Source organism: Celeribacter ethanolicus (assembly GCF_002407265.1).
Taxonomy (GTDB): Bacteria; Pseudomonadota; Alphaproteobacteria; order Rhodobacterales; family Rhodobacteraceae; genus Celeribacter; species Celeribacter ethanolicus.
On sequence record NZ_CP022196.1, the window covers coordinates 3,164,476 to 3,184,248 of the forward strand.

Annotated in this window: 14 protein-coding genes and 2 pseudogenes; 13 read left to right on the forward strand and 3 right to left on the reverse strand. The window is 60.3% G+C overall.

All coding sequences use genetic code 11. From position 1 onward, the window contains the following. The first annotated feature begins 156 nt into the window (after window positions 1-156). Complete coding sequence (locus tag CEW89_RS15625) at window positions 157-7,311, forward strand: DUF7507 domain-containing protein (protein ID WP_198403436.1); 7,155 nt, start codon at window positions 157-159, stop codon at window positions 7,309-7,311. A gap of 11 nt (window positions 7,312-7,322) precedes the next feature. After that, window positions 7,323-10,913, forward strand: a complete 3,591-nt coding sequence (locus tag CEW89_RS15630; RefSeq protein WP_096806518.1) for a TonB-dependent receptor — start codon at window positions 7,323-7,325, stop codon at window positions 10,911-10,913. A 51-nt stretch (window positions 10,914-10,964) separates the two neighbouring features. On the opposite strand, the gene CEW89_RS15635 is transcribed toward CEW89_RS15630, so the two are convergent. Beyond that, entirely contained in the window at window positions 10,965-11,768 is an 804-nt protein-coding gene (locus tag CEW89_RS15635) for a helix-turn-helix domain-containing protein (RefSeq protein WP_096806519.1), read from the reverse strand. Between the two features lie 415 nt (window positions 11,769-12,183). Between CEW89_RS15635 and CEW89_RS21500 the strand changes: the two are divergent. From CEW89_RS21500 to CEW89_RS15665, 8 genes and pseudogenes are all read left to right on the forward strand, one after another. Further along, a pseudogene (locus tag CEW89_RS21500) lies at window positions 12,184-12,480 on the forward strand (4-hydroxyphenylacetate 3-hydroxylase N-terminal domain-containing protein); the annotation flags it as partial. A gap of 37 nt (window positions 12,481-12,517) precedes the next feature. After that, entirely contained in the window at window positions 12,518-12,901 is a 384-nt protein-coding gene (locus CEW89_RS21505; RefSeq protein WP_425321033.1) for a 4-hydroxyphenylacetate 3-hydroxylase C-terminal domain-containing protein, read from the forward strand. A 40-nt stretch (window positions 12,902-12,941) separates the two neighbouring features. Next, a pseudogene (locus CEW89_RS21510) lies at window positions 12,942-13,004 on the forward strand (hypothetical protein); the annotation flags it as partial. Window positions 13,005-13,088: 84 nt separating this feature from the next. Beyond that, window positions 13,089-13,214: a hypothetical protein gene (locus tag CEW89_RS21270; protein WP_244906083.1), complete on the forward strand. Its 126-nt coding sequence runs from the start codon at window positions 13,089-13,091 to the stop codon at window positions 13,212-13,214. A 645-nt stretch (window positions 13,215-13,859) separates the two neighbouring features. Then, window positions 13,860-14,558 (forward strand): GntR family transcriptional regulator, encoded by a 699-nt coding sequence (locus tag CEW89_RS15655; RefSeq protein WP_198403437.1) that lies wholly within the window; start codon window positions 13,860-13,862, stop codon window positions 14,556-14,558. Window positions 14,559-14,805: 247 nt separating this feature from the next. Then, window positions 14,806-14,937 carry a hypothetical protein gene (locus CEW89_RS21420; RefSeq protein WP_280522620.1) on the forward strand — a complete coding sequence of 44 codons (132 nt, stop codon included), beginning with the start codon at window positions 14,806-14,808 and terminating at the stop codon, window positions 14,935-14,937. 39 nt (window positions 14,938-14,976) lie between these two features. Then, entirely contained in the window at window positions 14,977-15,699 is a 723-nt protein-coding gene (locus tag CEW89_RS15660; RefSeq protein ID WP_244906084.1) for a BMP family ABC transporter substrate-binding protein, read from the forward strand. An 11-nt stretch (window positions 15,700-15,710) separates the two neighbouring features. Beyond that, entirely contained in the window at window positions 15,711-15,986 is a 276-nt protein-coding gene (locus CEW89_RS15665; protein WP_096806523.1) for a hypothetical protein, read from the forward strand. 133 nt (window positions 15,987-16,119) lie between these two features. On the opposite strand, the gene CEW89_RS21085 is transcribed toward CEW89_RS15665, so the two are convergent. Next, window positions 16,120-16,494, reverse strand: coding sequence for a nucleoside hydrolase (locus CEW89_RS21085; RefSeq protein ID WP_244906216.1), 375 nt, complete (start codon window positions 16,492-16,494; stop codon window positions 16,120-16,122). Between the two features lie 2 nt (window positions 16,495-16,496). Next, complete coding sequence (locus CEW89_RS21090; RefSeq protein WP_198403439.1) at window positions 16,497-16,811, reverse strand: nucleoside hydrolase; 315 nt, start codon at window positions 16,809-16,811, stop codon at window positions 16,497-16,499. Between the two features lie 266 nt (window positions 16,812-17,077). Between CEW89_RS21090 and CEW89_RS15675 the strand changes: the two genes are divergently transcribed. From CEW89_RS15675 to CEW89_RS15685, 3 genes are all read left to right on the forward strand, one after another. Beyond that, window positions 17,078-17,791 carry a GAD-like domain-containing protein gene (locus tag CEW89_RS15675; RefSeq protein WP_096806524.1) on the forward strand — a complete coding sequence of 238 codons (714 nt, stop codon included), beginning with the start codon at window positions 17,078-17,080 and terminating at the stop codon, window positions 17,789-17,791. Window positions 17,792-17,961: 170 nt separating this feature from the next. Further along, window positions 17,962-18,363 (forward strand): hypothetical protein, encoded by a 402-nt coding sequence (locus CEW89_RS15680; protein WP_198403440.1) that lies wholly within the window; start codon window positions 17,962-17,964, stop codon window positions 18,361-18,363. After that, on the forward strand, window positions 18,360-19,772 hold the full coding sequence (locus CEW89_RS15685) for a T6SS phospholipase effector Tle1-like catalytic domain-containing protein (protein WP_096806526.1): 1,413 nt from the start codon (window positions 18,360-18,362) through the stop codon (window positions 19,770-19,772). The genes CEW89_RS15680 and CEW89_RS15685 overlap by 4 nt, the downstream gene beginning before the upstream one ends. Window position 19,773: the final 1 nt, after the last annotated feature.

Sequence of the window (19,773 nt, forward strand, 5' to 3'; positions counted from 1 at the left end):
TTCGTCGGAAGTCGTATGTCAGATGGCGTCTCTTTGCACAGCCTCTCTCATCCTGATCCGGGCAGTCTGCGGACGGTCCGAGTGTGAGCGGAGCGAGCAGACATGAACATGGGGCATCAACCCACGGAATCTTTTAACTTCAAGAAGCGGAAGAGGGTGTCGTTGCGGGCTGCGGCGAAATCCGTGCTTGCTCTTGCGATGTTGTCTTTTGGGGCAGGCTTTCTTGCCCCGGTCAGCGCCAGTGCGCAGAGTTACGACTGGGTTGTCAACGTGACCGATGCGGGTTCGGACCCGACGGTCGCGGGCGGTGACGTGAGCTATGACATCACGGTCAACAACAACGCTGCGATGGCGGGGGTCGGTCAGGCACCCGAGACGTCGATTGACCTGGCCATCCCCGCGAATGGTGTGTTGCAGGATGTGACCAACACGACCTGTGATCCGGCGCTGCCCGTGACGGGCCCTGCGACGGTTTCCTGTGTGATCCCCGCTCTGGAGGCAGACGAGACATTTGCGCTGTCCGCGATCATCAAGGCGACGGCATCAGGGACCATCACCTTGTCCGGTTCCGTTCCTGCTGATAATGACCCGGCGCCCGGGAACAACGGTTTTGACGAGACCACGACGATCCTGAGCGGGGCCGATGTTGCCCTCGACATCGTCGGGCCGACCGAGGCGATCTCCGGCGAGACGGTTACTTATACGTTCAATCTTGAAAACAACGGCCCGGACACAGTGACGGCAGCCGTCGTGGAAATTCCGGCGGTCACCGGTCTGACGGTCACCTCTTTGCCGTCCTATTGCAGCGCCAGCGCATCGGTTTACCTCTGCACGATCCCGAGCGACATTCCGGCTGGCGATGCCTTCGGATTCGACCTGACGGGACAAGTGACGGCAGCGGGCACGGGGTCCTCCCTGATCGTGGCCGGGACCGCTGATATTTCCGCGCCGCAGGACCCGCTCACCGACGACAATTTCGCGTCTCTGACCACCCAGGTCAGCGATGGCAGCGATGTTCGCCTGACGAAAAGCAATTCCGCACCGGGAACGGTTCTCGTCGGCGACCCTGCCATTTTCACGCTGTCGCCGAGTTTCACCGGAGGGGTGCCCTACGGTCTCGAAATTTCGGACAGTGTGCCTGCCGCCTATCAGATTGATGAGGTGGAGGTGTTGTCCGGCGGATGGGACTGTACGATCAGTGGTCAGGACGTGAACTGTACGCGCCCGTCCGACGGGCTGATGGCCGGGACGGATGTGCCGCTAGGCGACATCCTGATCAAAACGACGGCGGTGACGTCCGGGAATGTCAGCAACAGTGCGACGGTGAGTTCGACGGGGCCGGATGACGCGAACCTGAGCAACAACACCGACACCGACGGCGGTCGGACCATTGCGGATCCGGTGGTCGATCTGTCCGTGTCCAAAACCGGCCCCAGCCCGGCTCTGGTCGTGGTCGGCAATGAATATGAATTCAACCTGCAGACACGGAACACGGGCAATGCCGATTTCTACGGCACGCTTTACATGACGGACAGCCTGCCGGAGGGAATGACCTTCACGGGCTACGACAGCAATGGCTGGACCTGTACGCCTGCGGCGCCTCAGGCCGGGCCGGTGAATGTGGTCTGCGAACGCGTCTATGAAGCAGGCGTGTCGGGCGCTTTGACGGCCGGGGCGAGCACACCTGTCCTGGTGATCCGCGCGGAGGCGACCCAGTCGGGTCCGCTGACCAATACGGCCAGCGTCTCTTCGCCAGAGTATCCGGGTGTCGGGAATTCTGACAGCTACGATGTGGACAGCAGCGCAGACAGCGCCTCCGCCGACATCACCGTGAATAAGGCGGTGGCCGAGGCGACCGTAACCGTGGGCGAAATTCAGACCTATTACATCGAGGTGGTGAACGAGGGGCCTGCCGCATCGGCCAATGTGACCGTGACAGATCCTTTGTTGAGCCTGATCAACAATCAGGTCGGGGCGACAGACGCCGGTTTGGTGAGCATCTCCGCGCCTTCCGGTGCGGTTTGTGACAGTGCGTCGCGCTGGCGGGGCAGGGATTTGAGCTGTACTTTTGATGTGCTGCCGGCCTGTACCGCCGGAAACGATTGCCCGATCATCGAAGTGCAGGTGCGCCCGGGCGGCAATGCCGGACAGCGCAGCAACACGGTTCAGGTCCTGTCGTCGAGCGTGGCCGACCCCGATCTGACCAACAACGATGCGACCGTGACCTTCGAGATTGACGCGCGCACGGATGTCACCATCACGAAAACCGCAACGCCCGAGCAGGCGATTGTGGGCCAGAACCTCAGCTACATTGTCACGGCACTCAACCCTGCAAATGAATTTTTCCTCAGCAATGCGCCGGACACGACGATCACGGACACCTTGCCGGATGGGCTGATCTTTGTTTCCGCGACGCCGACGACGGGAAGTTGCTCGGTCGTGCCGACGGTGGGAACGCTGACCACTGGGGGCAACAATCAGGTTGTCTGTAACCTCGGTACGGTTGTGACCGGCGGACAGCAAGCCGTGGAAATCGTGGTTCAGCCGACAGAGGCGCTGGTCGGTTCCGTGCTGGAAAACACCGCGACCGTGAGCAGCAGCCTCGATGAAACCGATGACACGAACAACAGCGCCTCTGTCCAGACGACGGTGAACGCGCCCAGCTATGATCTTCAGGTCAACAAGGTCGATAGCCTTGATCCCGTGGCGGTCGGTGAGGATGTGACCTACACGGTCACCATCCGCAACAATGGCCCCTCTGCGGCAGAGAACGTCACGATGAACGATCTCATGCCGGAGCAATTCCTGAGCTATCAGTCGCATGACGCTGGGACAGGTGTCTGTGGCACGGTGCCGAGTGTCGGGGAAGTTGACGGTACGCTGAGCTGTAGTTTTGATCGGATCGAATCTGGCGGGTCTCGTGTCGTGACCATCGTGGCACGTGGGGTTCAAAAGGGGACGGCGACCAATACGGCGAACCTGACATCGCCTGGGATTGATGAGGGCTACGATCCGCTTCCGGCGAACAACGAAGTGACCGAAAATACCACCGTGCGCACCCGCGCCGATGTCGAGGTCGTCAGCAAGATTGCAAGCAAATCGCCGGTCGAACTTCTTGAGACCTTCAACTTCGTCATCTCCGTGCGCAACAACACCGGCACCGACGGCGGCGTCGTGTTGGCCGAGGCCGATGGCGTCCAGGTGACCGACAGCCTGCCGGCCAATATGGTGCTTGCCGGGACACCTTTGGTGACTGTCACCTCAGGGACGGCAACGCTGCAAAGCTGTGGCGGGGCCGCAGGCGGCACCAGTTTCACCTGTGAGCTTGGCACATTCTCAAGCGGGGCTACGGCGGAAATCACGGTTCCCGTCAAAATCACCAGTGTGACCTCCGATCCGCAGAGCTTTACCAACACGGCAGAGATCACCACGACCTCGCTCGACGTCGATCCGAACAACAACGAAAACTCCGGCCCGGTCGAGGTCGTGTCTTCCTCGCTGTCCGGGACGGTGTTCCGCGATTTCAATGATGATGGGGTTCTCGATACCGAGGATACCGGCGTGACCGGTGTGACGGTAACACTGACCGGGACGGCCTTTGACGGCACCCCCGTCTCCGTGTCGGCCACAACGAATGCCAACGGTGACTACACCATCGCGAATCTGCCGCGCGGCACCTATACGGTGACACGCGGAGGTGTGAGCGAGACCTATCTCGACGATGGACAAGCTCTGGACGGAACCGCAGGCGGCAGCCCGTCGGGCGCCACCGAGATTGCCGCGATCAATCTGCCCTCCAATACGGATACGACCGATTACGATTTCACCCTCGTGCCACAAGCGCGGATCGGGATTGCGAAACGTGTCAGCTCCGGTCCGACCGCTGCGGCGGACGGCTCCTTCACGGTTGGCTTCAGCTTTGTCGTGGAGAACTTCAGCCTCGAGCCGCTCGACACGGTGACCGTGACGGACACTCTGTACGGCGCAGCACCGCTGTTTGGCAGCTACGCGAGCCTGTCCAATCCGGCGACGGATGACATGGTGCGCGGCACCTACACGATCCTGTCCGCTCCGGGTGGCTCCTGTGGTGCGCTGAACGCCGGGTTCAACGGCGAAGGCGATCAGACGCTGGTCTCCGGGACGACGCTTGCGGCGGGGGCAACCTGTGAGATTTCCCTCTCGCTGCGCGTGCGCCCCGAAGTGCCGCTGCCGAGCCCGCAGGCTTCTGGCGGTGTCTATGAAAACCAGGCGACGGTGACGGGCAACGGGACGCTGACCGGACAAAATCCCGGCAACAATCCGCTGTTGACCGATCTCTCCGACAACGGCACCGATCCGGATGTGAATGGCAACGGCCGCGCCGATGAGCCGGGCGAAAACGACCCGACGCCGGTGACGCCAAGCTATGCGCCTGCCATCGCGCTGGTGAAATCCGCGACTACGGCGTTCTCCGATCCGCCGGTGCCGGGAGAGGAGATCACCTACAGCTTTGCGATCACCAACACCGGTTCGCAGACCCTGACCGATGTGACACTCACGGATGCGATGCTTGAAGGTGTAGGTGTTCTGAACGGAAGCCCGATTGCGTCGCTGGCGCCGGGTGCCACAGACGACACGACCTATTCTGCCGTCTACGAATTGACGCAGGAGGACATCGACCGCGGGTATGTGGAAAATACCGCGCTTGTGACCGGAACCGATCCGTTTGATGAGGAGGTGACCGACACCTCCGGCACGTCGCAGGACAACGATACGCCGACCACCACGCCGGTGGCGCGCACTGCGGCGATTGAGCTGATCAAAACCGCGGATGCGAGCAACGTGAGCGATCCCTCCGAAGTCGGCGAGATCGTGACCTACAGCTTTACGGTGACCAACACGGGCAACGTGACGCTGACCGATGTGACCCTTGCGGACATCCTTCCGGGGATCGTTTGGGAGACACCGGGCGCCAGCATTGCCGAAATGGCGCCGGGGGCTGTCGATACCGACACGTTCAAGGCGAGCTATGTGCTGACGCAGGCCGATCTGGATGCAGGCCAACTGGTGAATGAGGCGACGGTCACGGCCGACTCGGTTGTCGGCGAGGTCTCGGATACGGACGATGAAACCGTGCCGCTCGGTCAGGCACCGTCGATCGTTCTTGAGAAAACCGTCGACAATTCCGGTCTGACGCAAACCGTCGGGCAGGTGGGCGAGGAGCTTGAATACACGTTCAAGGTCACGAACACGGGCACCGTCACGCTGACGAATGTCACGATCACCGACCCGCTTTTGGGCACCAATCAGATCAGCGAGGTGATCCCGTCTCTTGCTCCTGGCGAAGAGTACACCTTCACGGAAAAAGGCATTTACGCGATCACTCAGGCTGACATCGACGCGGGCGAAGTGCTCAACACTGCGACTGCGACCGGCACCTATGGTGAGGACGGAAATGGCGGCGATCTGACGGTCGATGACGAAGACGACGCGGTGGCGGAAACCGTCTTCATCGAGGCCATTCCGGAGACGCCTTGGGAGTTCGACACCGACGGTGGCATCACGACCTCGATGTTGGCGTCCGACAAGATCGGTCAGGAGCAGGCGACGCTCGACAATGTGACGATCACGGTTGTCGACAGCGCTCCCGAACTGACGCTCGATCCCTCCACGGGTCTCATCACCCTGTCCGAAGGCAATCCGGCGGGCACCTATGAGGTGACCTATGAGATCTGCCGCATCGACAATCCTTTGGTGTGCGATCAGGCCACCGAAACGGTGATCCAACGTCCGATCAGCGCGATTGAGGCGGTGAAGACGCAGGCGCTGACTGACAATGGCGACGGTGTCGATGGGGTTGGCGATCTGATGACCTACACGATCACGGTCGAGAACCTCGGCAACACCACGGTGAATGATGTGGCGCTCGAGGACACCTTCCTGACGCTGACCACCGGCCAGACGCTGGCTCTCGACAGCGGTCCGACCTTTGTGTCCGCGAGCGAAGGCTCTTCGGAAGGCACGTTGGTGATGGGCGAGACCGCCACTTACACCGCGACCTTTGAACTGACCATCGAAGCGGTGGACGCAGGCGGGCTGTCGAACCAGATCCTCGCCACGGCGATGCCGGAGTACCCGGACGAATTCACCGAAGACCCGACCGAGGTGAACGATCTTTCCGACGACGGCGACGATGGCGACGGCAATACCGTGGACGATCCGACGGAATATCCGCTTGAGCCTCTGCTCTATGACAGCGGTCTGGTGCTGCGCAAAACAACGCCGCGTGGCGTGGTGGAGCGCGGGTCCGTGGTGCCCTATTCTATCACGGTGACCAATGAGAACCCGCGCACCAGTGGCACGATGGATCTCATGGACGTGCTGCCCGCCGACTTCGTTTATGTCGAGGGCACGGCGACCTGGGACGGGGAACCGATCGAGGTCACGGTGCAGGGCAAGGTTGTGACCTGGCCCAGCGTCACCGTGCCGCCGCTCACCACCATCGAGGCGACGCTTTCGGCGCGGGTTTTGACCAGCGCGGATGTGGGCGATCACGTGAACCGGGCGCGCCTGCGCGACTCGACCACGCGGGAACCGCTGTCGCCCGAGGCGACGGCCACGGTCTCGATCTTCCCGGAGCCGGTGTTCGATTGTGGCGATGTCTACGGCAAGGTGTTCAACGACCTGAACCGGGACGGCTATCAAAACGGTCCGATCAGCCGGATCGTCGATGAGGATGCGATCTTCAGCGGCAAATACAGCGGCAAGGGCGATGCGCCCGTGGAGCTGGGCCGCGAGATCGTCGAGAACGGCATCCCCGCTGTGCGCCTGACCGGTGTCGATGGCACGGTGATCACCACCGACCAATACGGCCGCTTCCATGTGCCCTGTGCGATGCTGCCGGAAGATCGCGGTTCGAACTTTATCCTGAAGCTCGACACCCGCTCGCTGCCGACCGGCTATCGCCTGACCACGGAGAACCCGCGTGTCGTGCGTCTCACGCCCGGCAAAATGACCGAGCTGAACTTTGGTGCGGCGCTGACCCGTGTGGTGCGTGTGGATGTGAATGCGCAGGGCTTCGCGCAAACCGCCTCCGGTCCGAAGATGACGCCTGCGCTCGAAACGGCGCTTGCAGGTCTGGTGCAGCAAATCGCTGGCGAACCTGTGCATCTGCGCATCGCCTATCACCTGCCGGATGAGGCGGGATCTGCGGAGAAACGTCTGGCGCGGCAATCCATGCGGCAGGTCGAGAGAGAGCTGCGGGATCTTTGGAGAGAGCCGGGCCGTGTGAAACTGACCATCGAGAAAACCATCGTGAGGGTTGAGCAATGAGGACGCTTGGTATGAGCAGCAAACAGAAAACCTTCACGCGGATTTTGTGCGGTGGATCAGTGATCGCAATCAGCGCCGTACTTTTGGCGGGCGAGGCGCGGGCGGAAACGCTCTGTGCCGAGGCGCTGGCGCCGCAGCCCGAAGGCTGTGAACGGTCCAATTCTGACGTGGTCGTGACCATGCCGGTGGGCAAGAACACCGAAATGGTGAAGGAAGTGATGGGATCGGATTTCGAAGCTCAGGGCTTTTCGATCTCCATCGACCAAACGCCGGTGGCGGGGGCCATGCCGCCCCCCGATCCGCGCCGTCCGGCCGACATCGTGGCGGACAGGGCGGATGTCGACATTCGTTTCGACGGGCTGACGCCGCGTCGGTTGCTCAATGTCTCGACCGACGATCTTCGAGCGACCTATCGGGCAGGCGAGGTGGTGCGGTTCCGCGCCTCCACCAACTACCCGGCCTATATTGCCCGCGCCGAAGTGCGGGTGATCGACACCACGGGCCGCACCCCACGCACGGTGGCAACTCTGCCGGTGGCGCCCAATGGCACGGTCAATTGGACCATGCCGGAGGACGGCCCCGAAGAGATGGTCTATGTGGTCCGCGTCTATGATGCCAAGGGGCGCTACGACGAAACTTGGCCGTTGGAGCTGAACCGCAGCGAAGGCCATTTCGACACGCATGAGACCTCCGGCGCGCCATTGACGGCGGCGGGCGAGGGCGAAGATCGCACCCGCCAACGCGCCATTCCCATCGCGGGCGGCATGGTCACCGTTTCGGGCCGTGCCGATGCCGGTCAGCCGGTGCGCGTCATGGGCGAGACGGTTCCGGTAACGCCCTCCGGCGAGTTTCTCGTGAGTCGGATCGTGCCGGCGGGCGACCGTGCGGTGGATGTGGAGTTCAACCGCTTCGGGCAACCGCAACAGATCACCCGCAGGCTCGAGATTCCGGCGAGCGATTGGCACTATGTGGCCATTGCCGATCTGACCTTCGGGCATCGGATCAAGGACACGGAATCTGAGGCCGACCCGGATTACGAACGCAATTACGCCGAGGGGCGTCTGGCCTATTATGCCTCGGGGATCACCCGCAACGGTTGGTCGGTGACCTCGTCTTTGGATACGGGCGAGGGCGATTTGGAGGACATCTTCCGTCGCCTTGACGAAAAGGATCCGCGCTCGGTGATCGAACGCTTGGACCCGGAGGACCTCTATCCGACCTATGGCGACGACTCGACGAGCTATGACGACACACCGACCTCGGGCCGGGTGTATCTGCGGCTGGAGAAAGACGACACGCGCCTGACCTGGGGCGACTTCAAGGCCGATGTGTCTGGTGGCGAGTTGTTGTCCAACACACGTTCGCTTTACGGAGCGGAGCTGCGCAGCGCGACGAGTGCCCGCACCGAAGACGGCGAAGCGCGGGTGCAGGGGGTGCTTTACGGCGCCCAGCCCGACACTCTGCCGCAGCGCGATATCCTGCGCGGCACCGGGGGCTCAGTCTATTTCCTGAGCCGTCAGGATTTGAACGGCGGTTCAGAGACGGTGCGCGTTCAGGTGGTGGACCCTGACACAGGGCGGGTGATCTCGACCGAAAGCCTTCAGGCCGGTGTCGATTACGAGATCGACTACATGCAGGGTGTGATCACGCTGACCCAACCTCTGGGCTCGTCGAGTTCCGATGGTGGTCTCGTGGGCTCCGGCACGGGCGCCTATGACGTCAATCTGGTGGTGCAATACGAATACACCCCGACCGTCGAGGATGTGGACGGCTTCTCCTACGGCGGACGCATCGAAGCCTGGGCGACCAACGATCTGCGCCTCGGCTTCACGGCGATGAACGAGACCACGGGCGTGGCGGATCAACGTATGGCGGCGGTGGATGCCTATTACAAATTCGGCAAATCGAGTTTCCTCGAGGTCGAAGTGGCGGGCACCGATGGGCCGGGGTTCAGCCGCAGCCTGTCGTCGGATGGCGGTCTGACCATCACCGAAGATGGCGTCGCAGGCCTTGAAGATGCGATGGCGTATCGCTTCGACAGCCATGTCGATTTTTCCGATCTCGGCCTGTCCACCGGCGGTTATGCCGAGCTTTATTACGAACGCAAAGAGGCCGGGTTCTCGACCCTCAACGAAGATATCACCGAGGATCAGACCCTGATCGGTTTGCGCAGCGAGATCGAGGTGTCCGACCGGCTCAGCTTTGGCGTGCGGATCGAGGATTTCGACCGCGACGGCGGCGACAGCAAGGCCGAGGGCGAGCTGGGCGTGGCCTATGATCTGACGGACGCCTGGACCATCGAGGCGGCGCTTGGCTATCTCGACCAGACCACGATTGGCGATCCGACGGAAACCGGGGACCGCACCGATCTGGCGGCGCGTTTGAGCTATGCGTTCAGCGATGACACCAAGGTCTGGGTCTTGGGGCAGGCGACAGTGGACCGCTCCGGCGGGCTGGACCGCGACGACCGTCTGGGCTTTGGTGCGGCCACGCGTCTGGGTGAAAAGGTCAAAGTTTCGGGCGAGGCCTCCGACGGCACCGCAGGCTTTGCGGCCAACGCGCGTCTGGCCTATTCGCCGACCGCCGACAATGAGCTCTATCTCGGCTACACGCTGGACCCGACACGGACCAATGGCGGCTATGAACTTGTCGGCGAGGATCGCGGCAAGGTGGTGATGGGCGGGCGCTATCGCCATTCCCAGACCTTCTCGAGCTTTGCCGAAACCTCGATGGATTTCTTTGGCGAACGTCATTCCATGACCGATGCCTACGGGATCACATTCACGCCGAATGCGCGCTGGGCGTTCAGCGGCGCGATGGAAAGCGGCACGGTGCGCGACAAGATCAATGGCGACATCGAACGCGATGCCTATTCCTTTGGCGTGGCCTATACAGACGAGGATCGCCTGCGTGCGCGCGGTCGGTTGGAATATCGCACTGAAAGCGGCGATGGCGTGTCGCAGGATGCCGACACCTGGGCGTTTGCGGGCGGGTTCGAATACCATGTCAGCGAAAGCGCGCGGTGGCTCGGCAATGTCGATGCGCTGATCTCCGACAATGACGACGACAGCTTCCGTGACGGGGAATATGTCGAGGCCAGCCTCGGCTACGGCTTCCGCCCGATCGACAACGAGCGCCTGAACGTGCTGTTCAAATACACCTATCTCTACGACCTTCCGGGTGCGGATCAGGTGACGGCGAATGGCGACACCGAAGGGGACGCGCAGAAAAGCCACGTTCTCTCGATTGATGCCGATTACGACCTGAACCAGCACTTCACGCTGGGCGGCAAATACGGCTACCGTCGTTCGGAAGTCGCCCCGCGCGGCACGGAGGACTTTAGCGACTCGACGGCGCATCTCGGGATCATGCGTCTAGACTGGCACGTCGTTCACAACTGGGATGCGATGGCCGAGGGGCGCTTGATGTATACCGAAGGGAGCGAGACCTACGACACCGGGGCTTTGCTCGGCGTCTATCGCCACGTCGGGAACAATGCGAAAATCGGTGTCGGCTACGAATGGGGGCAGGTGTCCGAGGACATGACCGATCTCGATTACGAAAGCTCCGGGGTCTTCCTGAACCTGATCGCCAAGTTCTGAGCGAGACTGGCGTGCGACGATGGAAAGAGGGGGCCCTGGCCCCCTCTTTTGTCATTCCACATACATTCCGGCGCTGAACTCTGCCCGGATGTCCTTTTCCGTATGAAGGTCGTCGAGGCGCCATGCCCCGCAATGTCGACGGAAAATCTGTAAGGGGGGGGCTGTGACTTTCCGCATGATCACCTTGGATGGCACGATGTTGCCAGAGACATGGATGCTGGTCGTCAGCGTGTGACCGTGGAGTGTCTTTTCCGAAGGCAGTCGTGGAAGTTTCAGGATCATCAGCCCGAGATCGGTCTCCCCACTCGCCAGATGCGACATGCGCACCAGATGCAGGCAGCCGGCGTTCAGAAAAATATGTGAATCATGCACATAGGTTTTGATCCCATGCGAGGGCTGACCGTCGCGTCGAATTGCGATCAGGGATTTCGCATAGGTTTTTCGATCTTTCTGATAAATCCGGATGAGGCTTGCGTGGATATAGGCGTCGGAAATGGCCGTCCGATGCCAGCAGAGATAGTCGCCGCAATAGGCTTTCAGAGTGCCCTCTTCCCGAATGAGGCGATCGAGAGATGCGCTATACGCGGATTGCATCGCGGCTTCTATCGGAGAGGGAGATGCGGTTTGGGCTTCTAATGCCTGTTTCGCCTGGGCAGGATCTGCAAGCAAAACATCTATATCGACACCGAGAGTCGTGGCTATCCGCTGAAGAGTTCTGGCAGAGGGAAAACTGCTGCCATTGAGATATTTGTTCAACTGCTGGCGGTTGATCCCGATGTCATGGGCCCCCTCGGCCAGGGAGCGGTATTTGCCAAGCAGGAGGCGGAGATTTCGCGGAAGGTTCTGGGGTTGCATTGTTTCTTTTCCTAACGCGGTTTGTACTCGAACACTTTCGATGTGAAGGGCGACAGTAATGACATGCGCGCCCGTCCACAAGGCCAGCAGCCCTGTTTGGAATGAGCGTTTCCACGCGCCTCGCGCCGTGTTGCCTTTGGATGTGTCGACCCGGATGTTCTGACACCGGCCATGGTCTGCCACGAGAGGAGTACTGGGTTTTTCTGACTGCCGGAAAGTGGACAAAAGCAGGATTTCGTCACCGTAAAACCGGTCTGCAAAAGGAGGGCGACAGGCGGCGCCCGGAGCAAAATGTGAGCCGGGCCATCAACTTCATCAGAGATGCCGAACTGGAGGCAAACCGATGCGACGCACTCACGGCAGTGCCTTCGGCGGTGGGGCGGTCGCGTAGCCGGAACTTGCGGAGAAAGGCGATCTGATCGTTTCCGTGGTCGAGGAGGACGACAGCGGTATCACGGTGCGCGGGGCCAAGATGCTCGGCACCAGTTCGATCATGGCCGATGAGCTGATCGTCGGCTCCATCGCACCGCTGCCCCCTGGCGAAGAGCGCTTTGCCGCGACGTTTGCCGTGCCTTTGGCGACGAAACGCGTCCGCCTGATGTCGCGGAAATCTTACGAGGCGAGTGCTGGCAACGGGTGCGATTACCCGTTGGCCTATCATTTCGACGAAAACGACGCGGTTGTGTGGTTCGAGGATGTGCATGTGCCTTGGGAGCGGGTGTTCACTTATGGCGATGTCACCGCAGCGCATGCGATCTGGCATCGGACACCCGCGCATTCCTATCACAATTACCAGTCGCAAATCCGGTTTTCGGTCAAGCTGCGTTTCTTGGTCGGGCTGGCGCGATCTGTGTGGCGGCGGGGTGATCATGCTGCCGTCTTTTGTCGCGGATTTTTCCGACCCGGACATGCGCCGGATGATCGAAGCGACACAGATTTCCGTCATCGGCACGGCAGAGGAGGGCGTGCGGGCCTTCCGGCTGGCCTGGGATGCGATCGGGTCGGAGTTCGCGTCCGCCATACGCAATATGAAATGTTCTACGGCGGTGCCAACCGGATCGTCGATGCGAATGTCTATCGCAAATATGATTGGGAGGCGGCCGCGCGGCTGGTGGACAATGCGCTGTTCATGATGCCCTTGCCGGGCACTCCGCGACAGATGCGCTTGAAACGGTGTTGTCGCAGGATCCGGATCGTGACGTCCGGCACTGTGCGATGGTGGACAGCAGAGGCAGTGCGGCGGTCTGGACCGGGGCGGGTTGCACCGCTCTGGCCGAGCATCGACAGGGCGACCGGCTTTATGGTCTCGACAGTGCCGATATGAAAGGGCCGGTCGCGGCTTTCATTACGGCGGCTCGCGACCTGCCGAAAGATGTGCCGGTGATGCTTCTGTTGTCCTGCGACGAGGAAACGACCAAGGCCGGGGCACGTCGCATCGTGGCCTAAAGTCAGATGTTGAAGGCGCATAAGCCCGATCTGATCCCGTTTCTGTCCGATATGAGGGCGCTGCACCTGAAACTGCGGGATGAGAGCGCGTTTCAGGATGTCGCCTATATGCCGTCCTGGTGCGCTCTCAATATTGTGGTGAACAACCATGGTGCGCGCCGAATATCACCGTGGGCAGGGCGAGCTGCCATATGAAATTTCGCTATAGCAAAGCGATTGATCCGGTCTGGGTCGCCGAGGCCGTCGAAACATCTGCCTCAGCGCATGGGATTGCGCTTGAGGTCCGCCTCGAAGGTCATGCATCCGAGCTTGCGGCGGATCATCCCTATGTTCGGGAGTTGGAAAGCTGTCCGGCAAGCCCGCCCGGGTGGCGGGGTTTGGCAGCGACGCCTCGCAGTTTTCGGCGATCGCTCTCTGACTTTTGTTCGGTCCCGGCTCCATGGCGCTGGCCCATCAGCTGGATGAGTTCGTGTCACGTTCCGAGATACAAGCCGCCGTCTGGCTGTATCGACAATTGGCGTGTCGTTTCTCTGTCTTCGAATGCTTTTTCGAAATTCTGTTCACTTTCTGCCTGAACTACGTAATGTCGGTCCTCATATTCGTATGAAACCGATATCAAAGACACGGAAAGAGACCGGAAAAGCGATGGATGCGACAAAATTGGCCTTCCCCGAGGAGGCGAAGTCCAAAGCAACGACCGCTTACCGGCTTTTGCGGCATGATATTCTTTATGGGCGTCTTGTGCCGGGTGAGAAACTGGCCTTTTCCAAGCTGCGTGAGGTCTATCCCGTCGGCACGGCACCTTTGCGCGAAGCTTTGGTCAAACTGGCGAATACCGGTCTTGTCGAAGGTGCGGAACAACGTGGGTTCCGGGTTGCGCCCGTGTCCGTGGAAGAGCTTTGGGATTTGACGGAAAACAGCATTTATCTGGAAAAGAAAGCGATTCGGAACGCGATTTCACGGGCGAGCAAAACGGATGACCGGGCACTTCTGGCGGCATTTCACCGGCTTGAGGATCTTTTGCTGGCGTCCGACCACGAAGGGATCGCGTTTTTTGAGACCTGGAATGTCGCGCATGCACAGTTTCATGAACAGGTGGTGCAGGCCTGTGGCTCGCCGGTGTTGCTGGGTCTGCGTGCACAGCTTTGCGAACGCTGCGAACGTTATCGGTGTCTGTCGATCGCGCTCTCCGGTGAAACGCGTGATCTGAATCGCGAGCATCGCGAGATCATGATGGCGGTTCTGGAACGCGACGCGCCGCGCGCAGAAGAGCTTGTGGCGCTGCACTGGACGAAAACCGCTGAAATAATCATCGAATCCTTGCCGCTTCTGCGCAAAGATTAAAATTTCGAAAATATGAGGAGGACCATGATTAAGACGCACAATTCCGTTTCTCGCCGTGCCTTGCTGGCCGGTGGGGCCGCCCTCTCTGTGACGCACTTTTCGGTCAGAAAGCATTGGCCGTTTCCGGTCTGACGGTCGGCTTCATCTATGTCGGGGCCAAGGACGATTATGCCTATAATCAGGCTCATGCCGAAGGGGCTGCCGCCGTTCGGGCCAGGCCGGGCGTGAGGGTGCTCGAAGAGGAAACGTGGCGGAAACCTCGGATGTGGCGCGCACCATGCAGTCGATGATCGAACTGGACGGCGCGTCCCTGATCTTTGCGACGAGTTTCGGCTATTTCGATCCATACATGATTGAAATGGCAAATAAATATTCGTAGGCCGAGTTCCGCCATTGTGGCGGGCTGTGGCGGGACGGGGTGCATCCCGACAACACGGGCTCCTATTTCGGGTATATCGGCATGGCGCAATATCTGAACGGCATCGTGGCCGGACGTATGACCAGGTCGAAGAAGCCCGGTTTCGTCGCCGCCAAAGCGATCCCGCAGGTGCTCCTGAACATCAACAGCTTCAGGCTTGGTGCGCGAGGCGTCGATCCCGGGATTGAGGTGCAGGTGATTTTCACCGGTGCATGGTCTGCCCGCGTGAAAGAGGCAGAAGCCACCAATGCGCTGGTCAGCAGCGGCGCGGATGTCATCACCTGCCATGTCGACGGCGCGAAAGTGGTGATCGGGACGACCGAACAGATCGGAGGCTACAGTTGTGGCTATCACACCACTCAACAGGAGATCGCACCGAATGGCTATCTGACCAGGGCGGAATGGAATGGGGCGCCGGTCTACGAGACATTCGTTTCGGAAAAACTTGCAGGCCAGCCGCTTGGTCATTTCGTGCGTGGCGGTCTGGGCGAACATTTCGTCAAGTCCTCGCCTTATGGCCCCGCGTTCACCGAGGCGGCAAAGTCGCAGGCCGATGCGGTGCGTGCAGAGATGATGAAAGGCAATTTTGCGATCATCAACGGGCCGCTCAAGGACAACACTGGCAAAGAGGTCGTGCCCGCAGGCTTGTCTTACCCGGAAACAGCGATTGAGCTTGAAGCCATGGATTACCTCGTCGAGGGCGTGATCGGATCGGTTGTGTAAGTGTCGACGCTATGATCGCAGACAGTCACATCGGGGAGATCCGGCGCAGACGTGCCGGATTTTACCCGTCGGAACGGACCAGGCAAATCGCCGAGTCGCTCCTGATCACGCTGGCGGCCATTGTCGCGGCGCTTTTCATCTTCATGATCTTTCTGGCGTTGAACGGGGTCGATCCGCTCACCTATTTCAAACTGGTCTGGCGCGGCGCATTCGGCACGATGTTTTCACTCGAAAACATGTTGCAGCGGGCCTCGGGACGCAGATTCTGGCGGATATGCCTGACCTGACACGCGAGTATTATGCGCTTTTGGCGCGGGGCATAGGATCAGTGCTTGCCATGTCAGATGATGTTGCGGGCCGTTTCGCTTTGTCCTGTATCGTGCGAGACCTACTGGCATATTCCGAGGCTGTGCGCCCGCTTCAATAGCGGGCGATACGTTCTGCCAAAAGCGCGAAGACCCGATCCGTATCCACGTCTCTTGCCACGTTGACAATCGGTTGCGATGGGGCGCGTTTGCGACTGTCGCAAACGGTGCGTCCGAAATTCGGCCCTTCGTTCGTGTCGATCAGAACGGCCATTTCCGTAAGGCTGAACAACGTCGGGTCAATTGCCCAAGCAATTGTACACATGTCATGAATCGCAGCTCCGTCCCAACCGTAGCGCTCGGTGTATGAGGGGCGGTAGGCCTCTATCAGTCGGGCGATCAGCCGCGCACTCGGTGTCCCGAGCGCCGCAAGCACGGCGACGCGATCTGGTGTGGCGATGACCTTGTGAGTGGCGTCGAGGCCGAACATGGTCACGGGGCATCCGGCTTCGAACACCACGCGCGCGGCATGGGGATCTCGACCCCGCCGAACCCGGAGGCCCCATGCACGTTGCTCGCATGGATCGCGGGCCGCACCAAAGGCCAATCCGCCCCGGCATAAACGCTGATGTTTTGATTGAGGGCGTCAAGCAGAGCAAGGGTGTTGGTCGTCGTCCGTTCCAGAGCCACATTGCCATGGGTGGTCGTGATCCCGAGAAGATCAAGCTCATCTGAAACGCAGCAGAGTGCGATGGCCACGGCATCGTCAATTCCGGGATCACAGTCGAGGATCCGTTCCTTTGTCATGATCGGGCCCTTTTGGGGGTATGTTTAAATAATTTCGAAATTTAACGAAAGTCACTGGCGGCACATGGCTGAGCTATACATGCGGCGCAGCTCCGGTTGTCCTGCCAGCGGGCTCTTGTCCCCGTTGTGGGATGGGGGGCGCAACGTAGCCATGCGATGGAACGCCCGCTCGATTTTCACTGGCCTTCCTGAAATTCACGGCGATGGGTTGAGGTTTCAAATGGCTTGAGTAATGTAGGGTGTGGTTGGCGATTTAGGTTTGGTTCATGACATTTCGTAGCAATCTTCCGGGACTTGCAGCCAAGGCGGCTTTGGCCAAGCTTATCAAAGACAGGGGGCCTCTGCGGAATGCCGTGGATGTCCGACCTGGCGAAATCGCCCGTTTTGAGGGGCGCATTGCGCCTCTGTTGCTGGATTTTTGGGACAATTACGGTGTCGGGGATCTGGCGCAAGGTGCGTTGCGCTTGTGTGCCCCGTTCGAATTGCAGGACGCCGTGCAGGCCATCTTTCGTGGCGACCCGGAGTTCAGCGACAAGACCGGTCGGATCGACGTGCATGCCGTGGCGCATACGGCTTTCGGGGATCTGTTCTTGTGGAGCGAGCGTCACTGGCTCGTGCATGTTAACATTGTGTTGGGGCTGGTCGAAGCCCCTTTCCTGCATCATCCGGAGATGCGGTCGCATCCTGACACCGTTGCCTATGAGATGTTGCTGAACGCCAGTGGGCCGATTCTGGATATGGCGGATGCCGATGGCGTGCCGATGTTGGAGCGCGCGCAGAAGGCGTTCGATCCCTTGCCACGCATGGTGATTTATGCCCCTGGGCAGGCCATCTCCGCCGATCCTTTCCCGCGTTTCGAAGATCTCTATGCCGCACATTACCCCGAGTGGTTGCTGGACCGGGCGCAAAGCAAGGTCTGGTATCTGTCGGACCTCGCAACGGGTCGGCCCAATATTCGCGAGATCGGAGGCCGGACATGACGATGCGCTTTCTCGCTCTTGCCGGAACGCTTCTTCTGAGCGGCTGTATCTCATCGGGACCCAAACGCGTCGATCTGTCGATGACGAGTTTTTCATATTCCCCGGTTCTTATTACTCAGGCAGATATCGCTGATGTGTATCGCGAGCCGATTCCGACAGTCCGTTTCGGGATGGCCGATATTGAAGCGCCGCGCAGCACGGAGACCATGTCCCTGACCCGTCCTTTGTCCGGCACGGACGAGTTTCAGATCACCGCGCAGTGGGTCGAGCTTTTGACCAACCGCGCCTGGCAGGCGTCTGTCACGGTTGACCCGCGAGAGCTGACGACCATACGCGACGACAGGGTCGATCTCATTCTGATTTTCGGGGCCAATGGACATCTGGTGATCGGCTCTGATGATGACTCGAAACATATAAACAAAGATGTCGCTGAAACCTGTGGCCTGCGTGTGCCGGAGGCCGACCGGGATGTCGCCGCGGAGGCCAATGCGCATGCGAAACTGGCCTCGGCTCTGGCGTTCGAGTACCCGCCTGTTCCCACAGACGCCCCCTGCCTGGAGGCCGCGCAATGAGTGTAACATCATCCGCCTCAGATCAGTCGCAGGACATGGATCGGGCCGCTGGGGCCTATGCGCAACCTTGTCCGGCGGTGACCTTGGAAATCGGAGTGTTCTTCGACGGTACGGGCAATAACGCGGCAAATGTGCGTGGCCCGTCGAGCCGTATTTCCGACAGCTACAATTCTTCGCTTACCAATGTGAGGTTGCTTTACGATCTCTACGAATGGGAAAAACGCTATTGGCCAAGAAATTCCTGTGGGTATGCGGTCAAGCGACATCGCCTTTATAAGCAAGGGATTGGCACAACGGCGGGCGAGTCGGATTGGTGGCCGAGCAACAAGGTCGGTGCCGCGATCGGGATGGGACCGACCGGCGTTGAATCCCGCGTCTTCGAGGCTTGTCTCGAAGTCGGCAAGATCATCAATGAGCTCAGTCCCGGCATCGAGCCGACCGAGGTGATCCTGGATGTCTTCGGCTTCAGTCGGGGCGCCGCGGCGGCGCGCTATTTCGTGAACTGTTTCCGACAGGGCTTTATCGAATACGATGCGCTCGATTACTCGCTCCTGTTCGGGGTCCATATGGATCGCAACCGCGCTCATTTGCCGGAGGGACGCAAAGTACGCATCCGCTTTGTCGGCGTGTTCGACACGGTGGCGGCGGTCGGTCTCGGCACGAATGACGACAACGGCCCGGTCAACGTCCATATGTCGACGGCGCAGGCCGACGGGATCATGCATCTGACGGCGGAAAACGAGTACCGCGAAAACTTCCGCCTCAATCACAACACGCCCGGCGGAGGGCCGTTCAAGACCTGCACCGGCGCGCATTCCGATGTCGGAGGCGGTTATGCGGGAACGGGTAGCGAAGCCCTCGTCGAAAAAGCCAAAACCAAGACCTTTTATACCCGTGCCGATGCGGAAGCCGCGCGGGCGAGGGATATGGCTCTGGCGGCGAGTCAGCGCGATTCGATTGCCAGTTTTTATGTCGACGAAGGCTGGATCAAGCCCGGCGATCCCGAAGGCGGGCTAAAGAATGCGCCGGGTCCCATTGTTGAATCGAGACCCTGGGGGCTGGCGGGATTGGTAACAAAAACCTATTCTTATACGACCGCCGCCCGGCTTGATCGCGATTGGGTAGAGCTTGGCCTTTCCCGCATTCCGTTGGCCATGATGTACGATGCCGCAACAGCCGCAGGTGTTCCGCTGGACACCCTGCCGACCGGGGGAGAATACGAAATTCCCGCAGAATTGGCGGATATGGCCGGGACGATGCGCGCCGGAGGGACTCCGGACGAGGCGACGAAACGAGCCGCCCTGTTCAAGTTTGGCCATATGTCCTCGAATTTCGACAAGATCGGCATGTCTCCGGAACCGGCTTTCAAACGCTCCGTGGACTATAATATCGCGGGAAAAGCGAAGTAGA

Coding starts and splice junctions, on each gene's coding strand:
- CEW89_RS15630 (WP_096806518.1), top strand. CDS start 7,323: ATGAGCAGCAAACAGAAAACCTTCACGCGGATTTTGTGCGGTGGATCA.
- CEW89_RS15635 (WP_096806519.1), bottom strand. CDS start 11,768: ATGCAACCCCAGAACCTTCCGCGAAATCTCCGCCTCCTGCTTGGCAAA.
- CEW89_RS21505 (WP_425321033.1), top strand. CDS start 12,518: ATGCGATCTGGCATCGGACACCCGCGCATTCCTATCACAATTACCAGT.
- CEW89_RS21270 (WP_244906083.1), top strand. CDS start 13,089: ATGAAAGGGCCGGTCGCGGCTTTCATTACGGCGGCTCGCGACCTGCCG.
- CEW89_RS15655 (WP_198403437.1), top strand. CDS start 13,860: ATGGATGCGACAAAATTGGCCTTCCCCGAGGAGGCGAAGTCCAAAGCA.
- CEW89_RS15665 (WP_096806523.1), top strand. CDS start 15,711: ATGATCGCAGACAGTCACATCGGGGAGATCCGGCGCAGACGTGCCGGA.
- CEW89_RS21085 (WP_244906216.1), bottom strand. CDS start 16,494: ATGTTCGGCCTCGACGCCACTCACAAGGTCATCGCCACACCAGATCGC.
- CEW89_RS21090 (WP_198403439.1), bottom strand. CDS start 16,811: ATGACAAAGGAACGGATCCTCGACTGTGATCCCGGAATTGACGATGCC.
- CEW89_RS15675 (WP_096806524.1), top strand. CDS start 17,078: ATGACATTTCGTAGCAATCTTCCGGGACTTGCAGCCAAGGCGGCTTTG.
- CEW89_RS15680 (WP_198403440.1), top strand. CDS start 17,962: ATGGCCGATATTGAAGCGCCGCGCAGCACGGAGACCATGTCCCTGACC.
- CEW89_RS15685 (WP_096806526.1), top strand. CDS start 18,360: ATGAGTGTAACATCATCCGCCTCAGATCAGTCGCAGGACATGGATCGG.